This window comes from Clostridium sp. CTA-19 (assembly GCF_054767855.1).
In genome coordinates, this window is sequence record NZ_BAAABH010000016.1 from 39,933 (window position 1) to 61,521 (window position 21,589).

A 21,589-nucleotide genomic window follows, 5' to 3' on the forward strand; every position below is an offset into this window, starting at 1 on the left:
AATTTTTCATATTAGTGTGTACATAAATATTTATAATTAATAAATTAGTCTTATTAACTATAAAAATATAACTAGACCTTGAAAATACATATTTGTAGATTCAAGGTTTTTATTTTCATGGAAATAAATTAACTTGATATTAGTAAATTTTAAGCAATTATCTACTTTTTAGATTTTGTCTATTGTTTTGGATAAAGTACTGATATAACTAAAAATTTTAATATTTACTATCTACGAATTAAGGCATAGTAATAGTTAAATATTTATATAATTTACTGTAATAGTATTTATATAAGAAAGGATAATGTTATGTCAGAAATAAGATGTCCTATGACAGGAAGAAGAAGTAAAGCAGTAGCAGGAGAAGGAACCACTAATGAGTATTGGTGGCCAAACCAGCTTAAGCTTAATGTTCTTCGTCAAAATTGTAAGAAAAGTAATCCTATGTCTAATGATTTTAACTATGCTGAAGAATTTGAAAAGCTAGATTATTACGAACTAAAAAATGATTTATATAAGTTGATGACAGACTCACAAGAATGGTGGCCAGCTGATTATGGCCATTATGGACCATTTTTTATTCGTATGGCTTGGCACAGTGCAGGAACCTACAGAATTGGTGATGGTAGAGGAGGGGGAGGACAAGGGCTTCAACGTTTTCCACCACTTAATAGCTGGCCAGATAATATAAATTTAGATAAAGCACGTCGTTTACTTTGGCCAATTAAAAAGAAGTATGGAAATAAAATATCTTGGGCTGACCTTATGATATTAACAGGTAATTGTGCATTTGAATCTATGGGACTAAAGACAATTGGTTTTGGTGGTGGAAGAGAAGATGTTTGGGAACCGCAGGAGGATATTTACTGGGGAAGTGAAAAAAAGTGGCTTGGAAATGAACGTGATAAAGAGGATAAAGAACTTGAAAATCCTTTAGCGGCTGTGCAGATGGGTTTAATTTATGTAAATCCAGAGGGCCCCAATGGAGATCCAAGTCCTAAGGCATCAGTAAAAGAAGTAAGGGAAACCTTCACTCGTATGGCAATGAATGATGAAGAAACTGTTGCACTTATAGCAGGTGGACATACTTTTGGTAAATGTCATGGTGCTGCATCACCTACTTATGTTGGACCAGAACCAGAAGCTGCACCTATAGAACAGCAAGGTTTAGGATGGAAAAATAGCTATAAAACTGGTAAAGGTCCAGATACAATAGGTAGTGGGCTTGAAGGAGCATGGAAGGCTGAGCCAACAAAGTGGACAATGGGCTACTTAAAAACATTATTTAAATATCAGTGGGAATTAGTTAAAAGTCCAGCAGGAGCCTATCAATGGTTAGCAAAAAATGTTGATAAAGAGGATATGGTAGTTGATGCTTATGATCCTTTAAAAAAGCATAGACCTATGATGACCACGGCAGATTTGGCCCTTATTTATGATCCTATTTATAGAGGAATAGCAAAGGACTATTTAGAAAATCCTAAAAAGTTTCAAGAAGATTTTGCTCGTGCTTGGTTCAAATTAACTCATAGAGACATGGGACCAATATCAAGATATCTTGGACCAGAAGTTCCAAAAGAAAGCTTTATTTGGCAAGATCCAATCCCAAAAGCTAACTATAGATTGATTAATAAAAAGAATATTTCAGAGCTTAAGAAAAAGATTTTAGATTCAGGCTTATCAATATCAGACCTTGTAACAACAGCATGGGAATCTGCATCAACATTTCGTGGGTCAGATAAACGTGGAGGGGCAAATGGGGCAAGAATACGATTAAAACCACAAAGAGAATGGGAAGTTAATGAGCCAGAAAGGCTTAACAAAATATTAAAAGTACTAGAAAAAATTCAAAGTAGTTTTAATAATGCACATTCAAAGGATAAAAAGGTTTCCTTAGCTGATATTATTGTATTAGGTGGATGTGTTGGCATAGAAAAAGCTGCAAAAAATGCAGGGTATAACATAACTGTTCCTTTTATTCCAGGACGTACGGATGCAACCCAAGAGGAAACAGATATAAAGTCATTTAATGTACTTGAACCTAAGGCCGATGGATTTAGAAACTATATGAAAGATAACTATGAAGTAACAGCAGATGAAATGTTAATAGATAAAGCACAACTATTATCATTAACTATTCCAGAAATGACAGTATTAATTGGTGGTATGCGTGTGTTGAACACTAATTATAAGCAGTCACAGGAGGGGGTGTTTACCGATAGAGAAGAATGTCTTACAAATGATTTTTTTGTAAATCTTCTTGATATTAATACCATGTGGAAGGCTTTACCAAATGTTAAAGAAAAGTTTGTAGGGTATGATAGGAAAACAGGAAATGTGAAGTGGACGGCAACAAGGGTTGACCTTATATTTGGTTCAAATTCACAATTGCGTGCAGTTGCAGAGGTTTATGCATCTAATGACAATAAAGAAAAGTTCATACAAGATTTTGTAACAACATGGAATAAGGTAATGAATGCAGATCGTTTTGATATAAAAAAATAAATATTGATTAAATTTTAGCTAGTAAAATAATAAAAATTTTACTAGCTATTTTTAGATAATGTATGAGAAAAAATTATATTATAAATTTAGCATTAAATATAAGTAATAGAATCTACTAATAGACGGATATGAGTAAGCTCTAACTTTTTATAAAACATAAAAAAATGCTTAGCAATCTTTGTCCTGTTATTTTGTTTAATATAACGTATAAATTTTATTTAACTATTTTTAAGTAATTCTTCAACTTCTACTTTTAGCTTTTGTCCATTTAAGTTGTTTGGGTTTATCTTTAAGGCTTCCTCAACATCTTTTAATACTTCTTCATAGGTATCATCATGATTAAATTCCTTAATTAGAGTAAGTCTAAATTGTGCTCTAGATAAATATACTTTATCCATATGTTTTATACTTTCTAAAGAATCAATATTTTCAATTGCAAAATTGCAACTTTTAATTTTTTCTTTTAAAATATCCTCTAAATCTCTTTCAATTATTTCAAACATAAAAAAATCTCCTTTAATATAAGTTATAATCAAATAAATAATAGACTAATATGCTTAGAACATGTGGTCTCTTATTTCTTTTCATATGACTAAGTTAATATTATTTCACTATAAATATGGTTGTGAATATATAGTTTTCTTAATTAGAAAAATTATTATACACTATGATATATAGGGACACAAGTTTTAAATTTAGTTTATATATCTATATTTTTACAAAAAAGCAAAGAAATCAGTTTGAATAATTTAAAATATATGATTTCGAAATTTGATTGTTGTATAGGGTTCCAAGTTGACTTTTAAAATTACTCGTTCCAAAACTTGGATACCCAAAATAGTGAGACATGCTCCGAATCACTTCAAATTCAACGCTACATTTTGCATAAAAATATTTTGAAGCTATTGAATAAATTTAAATGCGAGCTTGTTTCCTTATAAAAGTATTAGTTACTAATAGCTTTATATAATTTTTTCTTGAAAAATTTAGAATTAGAGTATAAACTAATTTTGATATATAGGATGTTTAAAGAGCTTTAAAATTTATATGTAGTTTAAAATAGAAGTTTATTTGAACATGGAAATAAAAAACTGAAGGGGAGAGAATTAATGGATAGTAAGTTAATGATGGCTAAAACTATTTTTATGTTTTTTTTAGGAATAACTTTTGGATCCGTTGTAGGAACGTTTTATTTAGGCAGAGAAAAGTCTCCTATGTATTATGGTATAGGATTTATAGTTGTTCTTATATTTATAGCTATTACTATGTATTTCTATAGAAAACATAAAAAAATAGAAAAAATGATAAAACTAAAAGAAGAATGGCCTTATGGAGAGAATGAAAAAAGGGATTTTAAGAGAATTGAGAATTTCTTTGAAAAATTTCACCCAGAAGAATTAAAAGAAAAAGATTACTACATATTAGATGATCAGAGTGCTAGTGATTTAGACTTAAAAGATGTATTTTCAAAAATTGATGTTGCAATTACAACAGCAGGGCAACAAATTCTGTATTACATATTAAGAACACCTAAAACAAAAGTGCAAGAACTTTTAAAACGTGATAAAATTATTGAAGAATTTAGAGAAAATGATACGTTGAGAGAGGAAAGTCAGGTAGCATTATTATCACTTGGAAAACAAAGAAAAGGAAACATTATAAGTTTATTGAATAGTAAAACTAATATTGTTCAAGCAAAGAAATATATTTATAAATTGGCAGCGTTACTTCCAATAGTAGCATTAATTATGTTCTTTTTTATAGGAGCTAAAGCATTATTATTTTTATTTGGAAGCTTTGCATTAAACTCTTCTATAAACTATAAATCTGAAAAACAAATAGAAGATGAAGTAAGTTCAATAGCTTATGCTGCAAGTCTTATAACTTGTGCAAAAGGGTTAAATAAGGTTAAGAGTAATGGTGCGTTATTAGAACATCAAAATATATTAAAAGAAAATATAAAGTATTTTAATGTTATAGAACGTAAGGCAACATATTTAATGGCTAGTGAAGGGGCAGATGTATTTATAGAGTATATAAATGTCTTGTTTTTAACCAAAATAAGAGGATATTACGATATAATAGATACAATACAACAAAATAGAGACAAGTTGATAGAACTTTATAAAACAGTTGGAGAAATAGATGCTCTTATTTCTATAGCTAGTTATAGAGAAAGATTAGAATATTATTGCAAACCTAATTTTGTAGATGAAAAGAAGAAACTTTCGATAGTAGAGGGTGTACATCCTTTAATAGAAGATGCTGTTTCAAATGGACTTTCTTTAGATAAAAAAGGTGTTATATTGACTGGTTCTAATATGGCAGGTAAATCTACATTTTTAAGAATGCTAGGTATAAATGCGCTTTTTGCACAAACTATATATACAGTTGTTGCAAAAGAATATAGTGCTAGTTTATTAAGGGTTATAACATCTTTAAGCGTATCTGACGATGTTAATACTGGAACAAGTTATTATTTAGGTGAATGCGAAGCATTGCTTAGAATCTTAAATAGTATAGATGAGGATATAACTGGATTATGCATGGTAGATGAAATATTTAGAGGAACTAACCCAATAGAAAGAATTGCATCAGCAAGAGAGATAATAAAATATATTATTGATAAAAATGCAATACCATTAGTAGCAACTCATGATATTGAACTAACAGAAGTCTCTAAAGAAAAATATGAGTGTTACTATTTCTGTGAAGATGTAGATGAGCAAGAAGGGTTAGTGTTTGATTATAAGCTTAAAAATGGAGTATGTAAATCAGGTAATGCTATAAAACTTTTAAAATATTTAGGGTATCCTAAAGTTATAACCGATAATGCAACTATGGAAGCAGAAAAAGCTTTAATTTAAAGTGGGAAACACTGTTTTGACATGAAAAATAAAAGTGAACAGTGGAGAGTTTTAGAGGAAACAGAAAGTCAGTTTCCTAAGTTATAAACCACTGTTCACTAACTTAATAATATTAAATTATTATAAAAATCTTCGTTGGTAAATATATGGATTAAAATTCAAGTTTTAAAATCCATATGTATACCAACTTTTTTATTGCTTTTCAGTTAAATATTCTTTTTCATATTGAAGTAGACGTTGTATTATTTCATTAGATACAGCATCTATCTTATCAAAATTCATATTAGGAATATAATAGCTTTCTAAATCATCATGAAGGTGTTTAGCTTGTTGGATACAAGATAATGCTTTGTTAAGAAGAATATAGAAAGTATTTTTTACATATTCTATCTCATCTTTATTAGCTTTTATTAATGCTTCATCTAAAAATTTATTCATATCATATACAATACCTTGAGTAGCTAATTTGTTAATTTCATTAGATGTAACTACAGCTATATTAAGATCAGGAATTAAGATGTGCTCAATTTTTTCAGGCATTAATGGGGTGTGAAGTACTTCTACATAGTGACCACGTTTTACCGCTTCATCAGCTAAATAGGCTAATACTTCAGTTTTACCAACGCCAGGAGCACCTTTTAATATATAAACATTTTCCACATCTTCTATTAGATTAGGAATAAAGCTTATAACACCACCAGGAGTAAAAGCAGTTGAAAATAAGTGTCTATCAAAGCCTACTGAAGAAATTTCATCTGAGAATATTTCATTTTTAAGGCTCTCCTTTAAATGATTAACTTTATTAAAATCTAGTGTTTCTCTATTAAAAGTATACCAATCTTCATATACATTTCTAGCTGCAGCTAAAAATCTATATGCTCTTTTAAATTTTTTACTTATTTTATCTTGAACATCCAATATATTCTCACGATATTCTTTAAAACCATCTTCATTCCAACACTGTCCCATGTTTAATATTTCATCAATTGCTCCAGGATTTTTCGGATCAACAACATGAGGAGAAGTTCCATCTAGTAAAGCTATATTTAAGCCTTTAATAACAACACCGTCTAAAGAATTGCTATCAGAGGAGCAGTGGTGAAACTCTACAGTATAACCTTTATCTATAAATAAGTTTCCTACTTTTTTCATTAAAGATGATTTACCAGTTCCAGGGCCACCTTTTATACATATTATTCTTCTAGCTTCATTTTGAGGAAGAATATAATCATAATGAGAGTAAAAGCCTACTGAGGTATTTCCCCCTAAAAAGTAATGTTTTTGTTTCTTTGACATAAAACCACACTCCAAATTTGTTATCTATATATATAATATTCACTAAATATATATAAGTTAACCCAATATAGTTAAATTATTCTTCTTATATTAATTTATGCATTAATTGTAAAATAAATACAACTATTATTAATTTTAGGTAAAAAAATAACAGAAACTAAAATATAATTTCTGTTATTTCTATAAATCTACAGATTTTTAAAATTAATATTTAAACTTCTGATTTCTTTTCATATACCTTATATCTTTATTAAGTGAGAAGTTTTCATATAAAAAAATTATGAAAGTAAATAGTTATAGTAACTGTTATATGACTTTATAATATATTATCATTTAAACTTATAAATTTGACTGTAATGAAGAAATAAATCAAATTCCCAAATAGTCTCTATCAATTGTTATTAATAGATTATAATGTGAGTGAGTTTTTTTTATTTCATAATTAAGATTTTCAATTAAATTATTTTCATCATCTTTAGAAAAATTTTCATGAGAGTTTATTACAGCATCAAATATAATATTTTTAATATTGCCTTCACCTACCACTCTAAAATCATGAATGGATTTAATTATAGGAAATTTTAATAATAAGTTTTCAACTAAAAGTTTATCCTTTAAAACTTCCTCATCATTGGTGTTAATTGGATCCATATGTATAACTAAAAATATATTCAATTTATCTGAAATTTCTTTTTCAGCTGCGTCAATTATTTCATGTATTTTGATAATAGAGATATCACAAGGAACTTCAGCATGGATTGAAGCCATTATCCTTCCTGGCCCGTAGTTATGCACTAGTAGATCATGAACACCATGAATTTCATTATATTTTAAAACTTCTTTTTGTATATTCTCAACCAACTCAGCATCAGGGGCAGAGCCAAGGAGTGGATCTAAGGTATCTTTTACTAAATTAAATCCTGCATAAAGAATTATTAAAGAAACTATAATTCCCATATAACCATCTATAGGAAAAGAAATAAATTTAGATAAAAATAAAGATAAGGCAACTGTACTAGACGAAATTGCATCACTTATAGCATCAACGGAACTTGCTTTTAAAGCAGAAGAATTAATTTTATTTCCAAGGTTTTTATAAAATATGCTAAGCCATAATTTAAATAAAATAGAAACTAGTATTAATATAAAAGGCATCCAAGCAAAAGTTATAGTAGTTGGGTTTTTGATTCTATCTATAGAGGATAAAATAAATTGAAATCCTACTAACATAACTAAAAAAGCTACAATTAAAGCAGAAATATATTCTATACGTCCATGTCCAAATGGATGCTCTTTATCTGCAGGTTTACTAGAAAGTTTAAATCCAAAAATAGTTATTACAGAAGAGCCTACATCAGATAAATTATTAAAGGCGTCTGCGATAACAGCTATACTATTACTTATAAGTCCAACAGATAGTTTAATTACAAATAGAAATAAATTTACTAAGATACCTATAAAACCACCTAGATAACCAAACCTTTCTCTTACTTCTTTATTTTTTACATCATCATAATTTTTTACGAATTTTTTAATTAAAAAATCTGAAAACAAAAAAAGCACCTCCCAAATTAGTATACCCATAAAATTTCAATACTAAATTATAACATATTAGATATATTAAAGGAATAACTATTATCTCTTAACTATTAGCTAAACTAAGCCTTAAATTTTCTCATTTAATAACTGTATAAGAATCGGATATAGTTAAATTTTAAACTATTACTTTTTTCATATGCTTAGGTATTTTTAATATGTTATACTAGAATTGAAATTTGAATTTGGAGGTGTTCGTGTTATGGCAATAAAATTTGCAAAAGAACTTATAGATTTCTTATATGAAAGCCCAACAGCTTTTCATGCAGTTAAATCAGTAAAAGGGAAATTAAAAAAATCAGGTTTTGTTGAATTGTCAGAAAGTTCTAAATGGGATTTAAAAAAAGGTGGAAAGTATTATACAACTAAAAATGATTCCGCATTAGTAGCTTTTACTGTAGGTAATGGCGAAATCGAAGAACATGGATTTAAATTAGTTGGAGCACATACTGACTCTCCAACATTTAGAATAAAACCAAACTGTGAAATGACAGTTGAAGATTCTTATATTAGATTAAATACTGAGGTTTATGGTGGACCAATATTAAGTACTTGGTTTGATAGGCCGTTATCTATAGCAGGAAGGGTAATTTTAAAAAGTGATAATATACTTTTTCCTAAATCAGAATTAGTTAATGTGAAAAAACCTATATTAATAATTCCTAATATGGCAATACATATGAACAGGGATGTAAACAAAGGTTTTGATATTAATGCTCAACAGCATACATTACCAATACTTTCATTAGTAAATGAAGAACTTGAAAAAGGAAATTATTTATTAAATGTATTAGCTAATGAGTTAAACGTTAATAAAGAAGAAATTATAGATTTTGACTTATATTTATATGAGTATGAAAAAGGAAGTATAATTGGATTAAATGACGAGTTTATATCTATGGGAAGATTAGACGACTTACAAATGATTCATGCAGGAATAGAAGCATTAATAAATGCTAAAACAACTAATGGAACAAATGTAATGGTTTGTTATGATAATGAAGAGATAGGTAGTTCAACAAAACAAGGTGCAGACTCTGACATGCTTTCAAATATCTTAGAGAGAATAGTTTTATCATTAGGAAAAGAAAGAGAAGAATTTTTTAGAGCATTAGCGAAATCATTTATAATATCAGCAGATAATGCTCATGCTATTCATCCAGCTGATCCAGGAAAGCATGACCCAACAAGTAGACCACTTATAAATAAAGGACCAGTTATAAAAGTAAATGCAAATCAAGCATATACAACTGATGCAGATTCAGATGCAGTATATGAAATGGTTTGTAAAAAAGCTGGAGTTCCAGTTCAAAAATTTGTTAATCGCTCAGACTTGAGAGGTGGATCAACAATAGGACCAATAAATTCAACTCATATAAATATACGTTCAGTTGATATTGGAAACCCTACTTTAGCAATGCACTCTATAAGAGAGTTAGCTGGAGTGGATGACCACACTTATGTTATGAAATCATTTTTAGAGTTTTATAATTTATAATTAGTAAAATAGAAAGCTATCCAATAGGTAAAATATAACTTATGGGATAGCTTTTTTGTTTTTAAAATTTTATATTGATTTTTTTATTTAAAGTTGGAAGAATTGCTAAAATCATAAGAGAAATAATAAGTGTTATTGTTACTTTATTAAGTTGAAAATCATTTTTATAGGAAACATATGTTATTAATAAAACGCAAGCCCCTACTAAAAAATGAAGTATTTTTTGAGTCATAATAAATTTATTTTTATTTTTTATTTTAGCTCCACTAGATTCAAATGTATCAGCTAGTTTTTTCCAAGGCATGAAAAATGCAAAGAAAAATTGTAGTCCTGCTAATAAGAGTAAAATTATAACAAGTATATTTGACATTATTTACCTCCTATTTCATATTAAATTTTATTATAATTATAAACTTAATTCATATTACAATCAAATTTTAATTTGAATATAGGATTTCAAGTTGAATTTATTATAAATACGTGAATTAAGAAGTTGGTTCGAATGAGAATAGTATGAAAATGATTAATTACTTTATAACATGTCAATAATTTTTTTAAGATAGTGTTTATAAAGGAGTGAGTTTATGATATATATATTTTTTTCATTATTGGTAGTGTTGACCTTTATAATTTTATATTTTAATAATAAATTAGTATATAAATACAAATTTTTAAAAGATTGTATAAAAATAAATAAAAGTAGTAAGAGTGCTACAATTATTGCTCAAGAGATAGCATTGGAGACTTCAGCAGTAGATTATTCTTTAAATTCAAAAATAAAAACTGTCACTGTGGACAGAAATTATAAAAATATTAAAAAAGTATATGAAAAAATAAAAAATAATCCTAGAGCGTCTGTTATTAGTGGAAGTCAATGGATTATTGATAATATATATATAATACATAAAGAATATAAAAATTTAAAACAAAGCTTAAAAAGAAAAAACCTAAAAAAATTACCAAGAATAAAAGATGGCATATTTAGTGGATTTCCAAGAGTGTATGTTTTAGCTTTAAATTTTATAAATGATAGATTAGCATATATTGATGAAAATACAATCACAGAGTTTATTGAAGAGTATGAAAAAGAAAATCAATTAACAATGGATGAAATTTGGTATTTTCCAATTATGATAAAAGTAGTAATAATACAATATATAGATAAGTTATCAGAAGAAATTTATTCTCAGATTAACAGTTTAGAAAAAGCTTTAGATATATATAATAAAAGCTTAGAAAAAAAGAATATAAATACATTGATTAAAGATAAAGATGTTGATAAAGAAACTATACTAAAATTATTAACAATTTTAAAAGATACAGGTAAAGATGATGAAAAAATAACATTAGAATTAAAAGAATTAGTTAAATCTATAGAAGTAAATTCAGTTTTAAGTGAAATAAATATTTATAAAAAAGAAAATTTAAGAAATATGTTATTATCAAATTCAGTAAATTCACTAATAGAAACTTCAAAGCTAAATTGTAGATATGTATTTGAAAAAGTTTCTAATGTAGAGAAAATACTAAGTAAAGATTACTTTTATAATCAAATGGATTTTCAATCAAAAGACCAGTATAGAAGAATTATTTCTCTTATATCCTTAAAAAATGATATAAGAGAAAGTTATATTGCTGAAAAGGCTATGAAGTGTAAGGAAGTAAGCGAAAGGGAAGAATTTAAAAATCATATTGGTTATTATTTAATAGATGAGGGTAGAGATAAGTTAAATGATATATTAAAAATAAAATATAGTGGATTTGAAAAAATAAAAAGAATGATAAAAGGTAAAGCAGTTATAAGTTATTTATTACTTATATTTATTTTTACAGCAATAAATATAATAACTTTCCTTTATGCAATACCAGGTAAGACTGAATATACTTATAAAATTATTTTAGCAACTATATTTTTAATTATACCTATGAGTGATGTAGCTATAAGAGGGTTGAATTTTACTATTATGAGAATAAATAAGCCGTATACATTACCTAAATTGAATTTAGAGAATATACCCTATGAATATTCAACATCAGTCATAATACCAACAATAATAAATAATAAAAAAAGAGCAAAAGAACTTTTAGAAAATATTGAACAGTATTATTTAGGAAATAAAGATGAAAACATATTTTTTGTTCTTTTAGGAGATTTGAAAGATAGTAAAAAATTAAATTTAGAAGATGATGATGACATAGTAAATTTTACATTAGAGGAAGTAAAAAAATTAAATTTAAAATACTGTAAAAATAAAAAAGAACAGTTCTTTTTTTTATGTAGACATAGAGTATTTAATGAGGGTGAAAATTTATATATAGGGTACGAAAGAAAAAGAGGTAAAATAGTTGAATTTAATCAACTTTTAATGGGAAATGAAGAAACAACTTTTAGAATAATAAGTGGAGATTTAAAAAATCTAAGAAAGGTTAAATATGTAATAACACTAGATAGTGATACTAAATTACCTATGAATGGAGCTAAAAAATTAATAGGTACATTGGCACACCCTTTAAATAAAGGATACATTGGTTCTAATGGTAAAGTTATAAGAGGATATGGATTACTTCAACCAAGAATAAGTATCAGTTTAGCTAGTAGCAATAAAACTATTTTTTCAAAATTATTTTCAGGAGAATGTGGAATTGATATTTACACTACAGCAGTTTCAGATGTATATCAAGACTTATTTAAAGAGGGTATATTTACAGGAAAGGGCATATATGATTTAGATATATTTTGCAAAACTTTAGACAATAAAATTCCTGAAAATACCGTCTTAAGCCATGACCTTTTAGAGGGAAGTTATTTAAGATGTGGACTTGTAAGTGATGTAGAACTTATAGATGATTATCCAAGTTTCTACAATGCGAATTCTAAAAGAAAACATAGATGGGTTAGAGGAGATTGGCAACTAACACCTTGGTTATACAGTGATGATATAAACTTACTTTCCAAATGGAAAATACTAGATAACTTAAGAAGAAGTTTAGTTTCAATATTTTTAATTTTAAGTTTAATACTTATAACGTTTAAAATATTGCCAGGAAATGTAGGTTATTGGCTAATGCTAATTATTTTATGGCCATTTACTTCATTCCCTAGTAATTTATTTAATTTTGTAAAAAACGTTAGTAAAGGATCTATTTTAAAAGAAGAGTTTATTTTAGTGAGAGAAAGTTTCTTTAGGTCTTTATTAATATTGATTTTTTTACCTTATGAAGCATATTTAAATTTAGATGCCATAATTAGAACTATATATAGAAAGAATTTTTCTCATAAAAATTTATTACAATGGCAAACCTCTGACTATGTAGAGAGAACTTCAAAAAGAAATTTTACTACATATTTAAATACAATGTTTCAATCAATTTTAATAGGAATAGGAATTTTGCTCATAAATGTATTGCTAAATCAGAGTAATATTTTATTAATACTAGTAACAGCTCTTTGGATAATGGCTCCATTAATTGCGTATTTAATAAGTATTCCTAAGAAAACAAAAAAATATATTTTAAATAATGAAGATGAAATTTTGATAAGAACAATTTCAAGAAGAACATGGGCTTATTTTGAGGATTTTATAGATGAAAGATGTAACTATATAGGTGTAGATAATTATCAGGAGGACCCAGGTAAAAAGTTAGCTTATAGGACATCACCTACTAATATAGGAATGTGCATAATTTCCAATATAGTAGCCTTAGATTTAGGATATATAAATATAATTCAAGCAACTGAAAGAATAGAAAAAACAATAGAAAATATAAACACATTAGAAAAATATAAAGGACATTTATTTAATTGGTATGATAGCTCAAATAAAAAAGCTTTAAATCCTAAATATGTATCTACAGTTGATAGTGGAAATTTAATAACTTATTTGTATACTACTTATGAAGGTTTGAATGAAAATTTAAATACACCTATCATGGAAAAAATAATTTTAGGGTTAAGAGATATTTTAAATTTAACTATAGGGGAAATAAAAGATATAGAATGTAATCATTACTTTTATTTTATGGTTAAAGATAATTTAAATAATAGGTGTAAAGATTTATTGACATTTAAAACTATGATTTCTAATATAATTTGCAATACAGAAGAACTTTTAAGTGAACATGAAGGTAGGAATGAAGAAGGAAAGTTCTACTGGTGCAATAAATTAATAAATCATTGTAAAATGCAACTTAAATATATAAATGAAGTATTTCCATTTATAAAAGAATTAGAATTATATGACAATATGACCATAGCAAATCTTACGACGAGATTTGTGAATTCTCCTATAACTGCTTATAAAGATATAGTTAAGGAAGCTTTAAAAGAAGTATCAAGTAAAGAAGGCATAGATATATTATTAAAAACCAATTTTAGTGTTGATAAAATAATATCTAGAATCAATTGTTTAAATGAAAAAATAATAACAATGTGTGAAGATATGGATTTCTCATTTTTATATGATAGTAAAAGAGGGTTATTATCTATTGGATTTGATTTAGAAAAAGAAAGTTTAACTAACAATTATTATGATCTTTTAGCTTCAGAAGCGAGAAATGCATATTTTATAGCTATTTGTAAAAGAGATATACCAGTGGAAAGCTGGTTTAGTCTTGGAAGATTATTAGGTGGAAAAAGTAATAATAAAGGATTGATGTCTTGGTCAGGAACAATGTTTGAGTATTTTATGCCAAGATTAGTAATGAAAAATTATGAAAATACGCTTATAGACGAAAGTTATAAATATGCTCTTAAAAATCAAATTGATTATGGTAAAAAACTAAAACTACCCTTTGGAATATCAGAAAGTGCATATTATGAATTTGACAAAGATTTAAACTATCAGTATAAAGCTTTTGGTGTACCTAAAATAGCATTAAAAAATTATAACGATAAAGAAGTTGTAATAGCACCTTATGCAACTATATTATCATTAATGGAAAATAAAAAATGTGCAATAGAAAATTTAAATATTCTTATAGAAAATGATGTATATGGAAAATATGGTTTATATGAAGCTGTAGACTACACAAAAAATAGGGCTGAAACAGAGAATAGTAATGGAAAAATAGTTAAAAGTTATATGATACATCATTTAGGTATGTCTATTATGGCTATAGACAATGTATTAAATGAAAATATATTACAGAAATATTTTCATGAAAATCCTATTATTAAAGCTAATGAATTATTGCTTCAAGAAAAAAGAAGTAAAAAAATCATCTATGATAATAAGTATAATGTAGGTAATATTGATATTTTAAATAGTAGTAGTCATATAGAGAAAATACCACCAAGAACGGTAAAAAATATATTAGAAGATCCAATGAAATTTACTATTATGTCAAATAAAAATTATTCTTTAGTTATGTCAAGCACTGGCTTTGGATACTCTAAGTTTGACGAAATTTTAGTAAATAGATATAGAAACACTATGCCAGAAAATAGTAGTGGAGTTTTCTTTTATTTAAAAGAAATAAAAAGAGATAGATATGTTTCAACAACTTATGAACCAATTAGAGAAGATTATGAAAGATATAGTGCTTGTTTTTATTTAGATAGAGCAGAATTTTTTAGAAATGATGAAGATATGCTAGTAAAGACAACTGTTTTTATTCATAAAGATGAAAATATGGAAGTAAGAGCTGTGAAAATTTACAATAAGGGTAATGAAAAGAAAGTATTGGAATTAACAAGTTATTGTGAAATTGTACTTCAAAGTTATGAAGGGGATTTGTCACATCCCGCCTTTGGTAATTTATTTATTAAAACAAATTATTATGAAGATGATGAAATTGTTGTGGCAAATAGAAGAGTTAGAAACAAAAAAGAAAAAAGCCCTTATGTAGCTCAATGTTTAATTGGAGATAGTGAAAATATAGGCGCCTTAGAATTTGAAACTTCAAGGGAGAAGTTTATAGGAAGATGTAGAAATAAAAAAGAACCAATAGCGTTAATAGATAATGAAAAGTTAAGTAGTTCGGTTGGGGCAGTTTTAGATCCTATAATTTCATTAAGAAGAAGATTTGAAATAGGTAGTAAGGATACTATAGAATTCTATTTTATAAGTGCTGTAAGTTTTGATAAAACTAAATGTGTGGATTTAATAAAAAAATATAAAGATATTAATAAGATTAAAAGTTCACCAATTCTATGCAAAGAACATATTCAACAACAACTTTTAAATTTAAATATCACAACTTTACAAGCAAATTTATATCAAGATTTTTTAACTAATATAGTATTAACGCAAGAAGATAATAAAGACAAATTTGAAAATATAGTAAAACCACAAGGCAAAAAAGCAGATTTATGGAAATATGGAATTTCAGGTGATATTCCTATAATGGTTGTAGAGATATATAAAGAATCACATTTATATTTGTTAAGACAGATAATTGATTGTCATAAGTATCTTACTACAAATAAATTAAAAATAGATTTGGTTATAGTCAATAGAGAGTGTAGCTCCTATGAGATGCCTATAATGGAAACTATAAATAATATAATAGTAAAAAATGAAATTGAATATTTAAAAGATAAAGATGGAGGAATTCATATAATATCCAATATATCAGATGAAGACTTTAATCTAATAAAATTTATTTCTGCATTGTATTTTGATGGAGGTAATGGTGATGTTTTTGAACAAATTAAGCATAGTAAATTTAAAAAAGACCTTACACCTCAAATATTATTAAAAATTATAAGCGAAAAAAAATATGAAAAATCTAAACGATTCAATTTAGTTAGAAATAAAATGGTAAAAGACCTAGAATTTTTTAATGGATATGGCGGCTTTTCTGATAATGGAAAAAGCTATACAATTGTCATTAAAAATAGTAATCCTACTCCAATGCCATGGATAAATGTTATAGCTAATAAAGATTTTGGGTTCATAATATCAGAAGTTGGTTCTAGTTATACATGGTATAAAAACAGTAGAGAAAATAAATTAACATCATGGAATAATGATTCTGTAATAGACCAATCAGCAGAAAATATTTATTTATGTGATAATGATGAGATTTGGAATATTACTAGACCAACTTATGAAGATAAAGATGATGAAGTTATTGTTAAACACGGAATGGGATTTTCAAAATTTGTAAAAGAAAATAGAGGTATATATACTGAATCTACATTTTTTGTGCCTCAGGATAAAAATATAAAAATAATAAAAATTAAATTGTGTAATACAACTAATAAGAAAAGAAGTTTTAAGTTAGGATATTATGGTGAATTAGTTTTAGGTGATGTAAGGGATAAAACATATAGAACTATAGTAACAAATATAAATAATTTAGATGGATACATTACAGCAGATAATTTTTACAATGAGAATTTTAAGGAGACCAAATGTTATCTTGCGTTTAGTGAAAAAAACACTATATTAACAGGTCATAGGGATAACTTTTTGGGATATAATGGTGACATTAAAGAACCTGATGGACTTAGAAATATTACATTAGAAAGTTCTTGTGGAAAAGGGTTAAATCCATGTTTAGCAGGAATCACTTCTATTGAATTAAATGAATCTGAAAAAAAATTTATAACAATAATGTTAGGGGCAGAAGAAACTATATTAGATATAGAAAAGCGAATAAAATATTTTAGAAAGTTAGAAAATGTAGATATTGAATTAGAAAGGTCCAAAAAATATTGGAGTGATAAATTAGAACTAACACAAGTGAAAACAGAAGATAGAAGTTTAGACATAATGGTAAATGGGTGGCTTTTATATCAAAGTCTAGGTTGTAGAATTTGGGCTAGAACTGCATTTTATCAATGTGGAGGTGCTTTTGGGTTTAGAGATCAGCTACAAGATGTTATGTCAATTATATATTTCGATAAGTCTATTACTAAAAATCAAATACTTTATTCAGCTTCATATCAGTTTGAAGAAGGAGATGTTATGCACTGGTGGCACCCATACAGTGAATGTGGTATAAGAACTAAGTTTAGTGATGATTTGTTGTGGCTACCATATGTAGTTTGTGATTATATAGAAAGAACTGGAGATATTTCTATTTTAGATGATGAAGTAAGATATATAAAAGGCGAACCTTTAAAAGATGATATAGATGAATTTTATGGGAAAGTAAAAAAATCTCATAGAAAAGGAACTATATACGAGCATTGTATAAAAGCCATAGAAAAATCATTGAAATTTGGAATACATGATTTGCCTTTAATGGGAAGTGGTGATTGGAATGATGGAATGAGCACCATTGGCAATAAAGGTAATGGAGAAAGTGTTTGGCTTGCATGGTTCATATATTCGGTACTAGATAACTTTAAATATTTATGCAAAGAAAAAGGTGATTTAAATCTATATGAAAAATATGCTGGTGTTATGGAAAAACTTAAAGTGGCTGTAGAAAAAAATGGATGGGATGGAAATTGGTATAAGAGAGCATATTTTGATGACGGGACTCCATTAGGTTCTAGTGAAAATGATGAATGTAGAATTGATTCAATAAGTCAATCTTGGAGTGTAATATCTAAATGTGCAGATACATCAAGAGCAAAGGAAGCTATGAGTAACTTATACAGGTACTTAATAAACAAACAAGAAGGCATAATAATGCTTTTAACTCCATCTTTTGATAAATCAAACTTAGAACCAGGCTATATAAAAGGTTATATTCCAGGCGTTAGAGAAAATGGTGGGCAGTATACTCATGGTGCTATTTGGACTATACTAGCATATGCTGTTTTAAATGAAGGAGAAAAGGCTGTAGAACTTTTCAATATGATAAATCCAATAAATCACAGCAAAGATTTTAGTACTGCTAATAAATATAAAGTCGAACCATATGTGATGTGTGCAGATGTGTACTCTTCATTTCCTCATAATGGAAGAGGAGGATGGACCTATTATACAGGAAGTGCTTCATGGATGTATAAAGTAGCCATAGAGGCAATATTAGGATTTAGACTTAAAGATGGGAAAGGATTTACAATAGAACCTTTAAAAAACATACCTTTTAAAAAATATACTATAACGCATAAAACAGATAAGAGCACATATATAATAAATGTGGAGTACGGTGAAGAAAATGGAATTTACTTAGACGGGAATTTAATAAAAAGTAATTTTATAAGATATGAGAATGGTGAACATAGCTTAATTTATAGAATTAAAAATCAATAAAAATGGTATGTAAAAAATTAATCAAATGAAGGTGTATTTCAAAGTAGAATTTTATTTTGATAAGACACCTTCATTTTTGTAGTGTTAATAAAAATTAGTTTATATATAATGAAAAACAGAAATAAGAACTATACTAATTTAGATGTTAGAGTACTAGAACCAATACTAGGTATAGAAATATTAGGGCAAATATTAATTTTAGGTTTCTGTCTATCGTTATTTAAAGAAATAGAGCCTTTGATTGTATAGGATTCTTTAGTACAAGTATCACTAAAAATTACGTGCACTTTTATAAAGTAATCATAATTATTACTTTTTCCTACTTTAGTTATTTTAATTATATCGCATTCACTATCAAAGCCCATGTCAACAGCTAATTTTACGTATTTATTTTGAAGTTTTTTAGAAGTGAGTTTATCATATGAATTTTTGGTCATATAAGGTTTGACTCTTGATAAAAATGAGTCTTTAGGATATATGGAATTATGTTGTAATACAATGGGAATTTCATCATTTTTAAAAGAATATATACTGTTTAGAAAGTCCTCAATGACTAGTTGCTGTTTAGTAGGAGTAGGAGTAGATCCAAAAAGAAAAATAGTGGAAAAAATATACAATATAACTATAAAAAATTTGAAATTTTTCAAGTTACCACTCCTTAGCCTTTTAATAATCATTATATCAACTGTGGAGTAATTATCTTCAATAAAATATAAAAATTTACATTATTAACATGAAATTAATCTTTAAAGTAAATAAAAATATCTTAAAATAAGTGTAGAACTTATTTTAAGATATAAAAAAAGTATATACTAATCTTCTTTATTTTCAGTAGTAGGTATATCTTCTCCACGATTATAAGTATAATCAAATTCTGCATTAGATATATTATTTGCTACAATAGGATTAGTAACATTGTCTGGAAGTTCTATATAATCTTTTTTTGAAAAACATTTAGTTTTATTAAGTGGTGCATCCAAATAGTTTCTTAAGTTAGGTGCATAATTTGTTTTCTTATCTTTAGTCATATAATCAACTCCTTATTTGTATAAAAATGAAATAATTTATTAGTGGTTCATAATTATTTTGGCTATAAATAAAAAAAAAATACTAAATTAATAAAAAACATTGACCAAAACAAATATCAGGAGTATACTGTTATAAAATCATAAATCTATGAAGAGAAGTAAGTAAACTTAAAAACAAATTTAAAGAGAGTGATAGACGGTGGAATTATCACAATTATGATTAAGTTGAATGGGTCTCTGAGAGCAAAGGCGAAATACATAGTAGTCTTTGACGTGTCCTCACGTTATAGAGGTAGGATATTATTATGTATCTAAGAGTAGAGTAGCTTTTAAAGCTAAAATTAGGTGGTACCGCGTTATTGACGCCCTATAGATTAATTCTATAGGGCTTTTGTTTTTTTATTTAAAATAAAAAATTATATGTAATAAGAATTAATTTTAAAATATATATTGGAGGTATTGATTATGGAAGAAAAAAGAAAAGTTATATTTAGTGGAATTAAACCATCAGGTGATTTAACATTAGGAAACTATTTAGGAGCTATAAAAAATTGGGTTAAACTTCAAGAAGAATATGAGTGCTATTTTTGTGTAGTAGATTTACATGCTATTACAGTTCAACAAAAGCCAGCAGATCTTAGAAAAAGAACTTTAGAAATTTTAGCTATTTATATAGCATCAGGAATTATTCCAGAGAAAAATACTATGTTCATACAATCACATGTACCAGCACACAGTGAATGTTCATGGCTTTTAACTTGTAATAGCTATATGGGTGAGCTTTCAAGAATGACTCAGTATAAAGATAAAGCAAAGAAAAGTGGAGATAGTATAAGTGCAGGTTTATTTAACTATCCAGTGTTAATGGCAGCAGACATACTTTTATATCAAAGCGATGTAGTACCTGTTGGAATAGACCAAGTACAGCACTTAGAACTTGCAAGGGATATTGGAGAGAGATTTAATAAAACCTATAGTCCAACATTTAAAATTCCAGAGGCATATGTTCCAAAAGCAGGTGCTAAAATAATGGATTTACAAAATCCAGAAAAGAAAATGTCAAAATCAGAAGAAAATCCAAATTGCTATATATTAATAATGGACCCACCAGATGTAATTAGAAAGAAAATTTCAAGAGCAGTTACAGATAGTATCGGTGAGGTAAGATATAGTGATGAGCAACCAGGTGTTAAAAATTTAATGACAATATTAGGTGCTATAAAAAATATGACTATGGAAGAAATAGAAGAAAAATATAAAGGTCAAGGATATGCACAATTTAAAAAGGATGTAGGGGAAGCTATAGTAGAAGAATTAGAGCCAGTTCAAACTAAAGTAAAAGAGTTATTAGAAAATAAAAAAGAACTTGAAGAAATTTATACAAAAGGTGCGGAAAAAGCAAGATATGTAGCTAATAAAACCCTTTCAAAAATGAAAAGAAAAATAGGATTTATTCAAATGTAAAAAAACAGCTTTAAAGCTGTTTTTTTATTTTTAATTATCATATTTAAAATCTTTAGATTATAGTGTTTAAAATTTTTTAATGAGCAATTATAAAAATAACATTCAATATTATGAATTAATGATTACTAACAAGCAAATAATAGACAAAGAAAACAAAGAAAGGAGGAAGTTAGTCAAAAC

The 21,589-nt window shown here is 26.8% G+C and carries 11 protein-coding genes and 1 other annotated feature; of the genes, 5 read left to right on the plus strand and 6 right to left on the minus strand.

The genetic code is table 11. The annotated features are described in order from the left end of the window. The first annotated feature begins 309 nt into the window (after positions 1-309). Positions 310-2,505, plus strand: a complete 2,196-nt coding sequence (gene katG, locus ACYUE0_RS10225) for a catalase/peroxidase HPI (protein WP_460270453.1) — start codon at positions 310-312, stop codon at positions 2,503-2,505. Between the two features lie 218 nt (positions 2,506-2,723). Here the strand turns inward: katG and ACYUE0_RS10230 are convergent, their stop codons facing one another. Continuing rightward, positions 2,724-3,008 (minus strand): hypothetical protein, encoded by a 285-nt coding sequence (locus ACYUE0_RS10230; protein WP_061994152.1) that lies wholly within the window; start codon positions 3,006-3,008, stop codon positions 2,724-2,726. Positions 3,009-3,614: 606 nt separating this feature from the next. Between ACYUE0_RS10230 and ACYUE0_RS10235 the strand changes: the two genes are divergently transcribed. Next, complete coding sequence (locus ACYUE0_RS10235; protein ID WP_460270454.1) at positions 3,615-5,372, plus strand: MutS-related protein; 1,758 nt, start codon at positions 3,615-3,617, stop codon at positions 5,370-5,372. A 192-nt stretch (positions 5,373-5,564) separates the two neighbouring features. Here ACYUE0_RS10235 and ACYUE0_RS10240 read toward each other — a convergent pair whose 3' ends face one another. Then, positions 5,565-6,668 carry a PRK06851 family protein gene (locus tag ACYUE0_RS10240; protein ID WP_199869064.1) on the minus strand — a complete coding sequence of 368 codons (1,104 nt, stop codon included), beginning with the start codon at positions 6,666-6,668 and terminating at the stop codon, positions 5,565-5,567. A 369-nt stretch (positions 6,669-7,037) separates the two neighbouring features. Further along, positions 7,038-8,222 carry a cation diffusion facilitator family transporter gene (locus ACYUE0_RS10245; RefSeq protein ID WP_460270456.1) on the minus strand — a complete coding sequence of 395 codons (1,185 nt, stop codon included), beginning with the start codon at positions 8,220-8,222 and terminating at the stop codon, positions 7,038-7,040. 244 nt (positions 8,223-8,466) lie between these two features. Here ACYUE0_RS10245 and ACYUE0_RS10250 point away from each other — a divergent pair, with 244 nt between their 5' ends. After that, positions 8,467-9,762 (plus strand): M18 family aminopeptidase, encoded by a 1,296-nt coding sequence (locus ACYUE0_RS10250; RefSeq protein ID WP_460270457.1) that lies wholly within the window; start codon positions 8,467-8,469, stop codon positions 9,760-9,762. A 61-nt stretch (positions 9,763-9,823) separates the two neighbouring features. Here ACYUE0_RS10250 and ACYUE0_RS10255 read toward each other — a convergent pair whose 3' ends face one another. Then, entirely contained in the window at positions 9,824-10,132 is a 309-nt protein-coding gene (locus ACYUE0_RS10255) for a hypothetical protein (RefSeq protein WP_199869067.1), read from the minus strand. 214 nt (positions 10,133-10,346) lie between these two features. Between ACYUE0_RS10255 and ACYUE0_RS10260 the strand changes: the two genes are divergently transcribed. Beyond that, on the plus strand, positions 10,347-18,917 hold the full coding sequence (locus tag ACYUE0_RS10260) for a GH36-type glycosyl hydrolase domain-containing protein (RefSeq protein ID WP_460270458.1): 8,571 nt from the start codon (positions 10,347-10,349) through the stop codon (positions 18,915-18,917). A gap of 128 nt (positions 18,918-19,045) precedes the next feature. On the opposite strand, the gene ACYUE0_RS10265 is transcribed toward ACYUE0_RS10260, so the two are convergent. Beyond that, the gene (locus tag ACYUE0_RS10265) at positions 19,046-19,564 is read right to left on the minus strand and encodes a hypothetical protein (protein ID WP_460270459.1); all 519 of its coding nucleotides are present in this window, start codon (positions 19,562-19,564) and stop codon (positions 19,046-19,048) included. 165 nt (positions 19,565-19,729) lie between these two features. After that, positions 19,730-19,945 (minus strand): hypothetical protein, encoded by a 216-nt coding sequence (locus tag ACYUE0_RS10270; RefSeq protein ID WP_010294359.1) that lies wholly within the window; start codon positions 19,943-19,945, stop codon positions 19,730-19,732. A 139-nt stretch (positions 19,946-20,084) separates the two neighbouring features. Beyond that, positions 20,085-20,318 (plus strand) — a binding site (T-box leader). Between the two features lie 92 nt (positions 20,319-20,410). Here ACYUE0_RS10270 and trpS point away from each other — a divergent pair. Then, positions 20,411-21,409 carry a tryptophan--tRNA ligase gene (gene trpS, locus ACYUE0_RS10275; RefSeq protein ID WP_061994143.1) on the plus strand — a complete coding sequence of 333 codons (999 nt, stop codon included), beginning with the start codon at positions 20,411-20,413 and terminating at the stop codon, positions 21,407-21,409. Positions 21,410-21,589: the final 180 nt, after the last annotated feature.

What these genes read in the sequence shown, in the direction of transcription:
- katG (WP_460270453.1), top strand. Translation starts at nt 310, where the DNA reads ATGTCAGAAATAAGATGTCCTATGACAGGAAGAAGAAGTAAAGCAGTA.
- ACYUE0_RS10230 (WP_061994152.1), bottom strand. Translation starts at nt 3,008, where the DNA reads ATGTTTGAAATAATTGAAAGAGATTTAGAGGATATTTTAAAAGAAAAA.
- ACYUE0_RS10235 (WP_460270454.1), top strand. Translation starts at nt 3,615, where the DNA reads ATGGATAGTAAGTTAATGATGGCTAAAACTATTTTTATGTTTTTTTTA.
- ACYUE0_RS10240 (WP_199869064.1), bottom strand. Translation starts at nt 6,668, where the DNA reads ATGTCAAAGAAACAAAAACATTACTTTTTAGGGGGAAATACCTCAGTA.
- ACYUE0_RS10250 (WP_460270457.1), top strand. Translation starts at nt 8,467, where the DNA reads ATGGCAATAAAATTTGCAAAAGAACTTATAGATTTCTTATATGAAAGC.
- ACYUE0_RS10255 (WP_199869067.1), bottom strand. Translation starts at nt 10,132, where the DNA reads ATGTCAAATATACTTGTTATAATTTTACTCTTATTAGCAGGACTACAA.
- ACYUE0_RS10260 (WP_460270458.1), top strand. Translation starts at nt 10,347, where the DNA reads ATGATATATATATTTTTTTCATTATTGGTAGTGTTGACCTTTATAATT.
- ACYUE0_RS10270 (WP_010294359.1), bottom strand. Translation starts at nt 19,945, where the DNA reads ATGACTAAAGATAAGAAAACAAATTATGCACCTAACTTAAGAAACTAT.
- trpS (WP_061994143.1), top strand. Translation starts at nt 20,411, where the DNA reads ATGGAAGAAAAAAGAAAAGTTATATTTAGTGGAATTAAACCATCAGGT.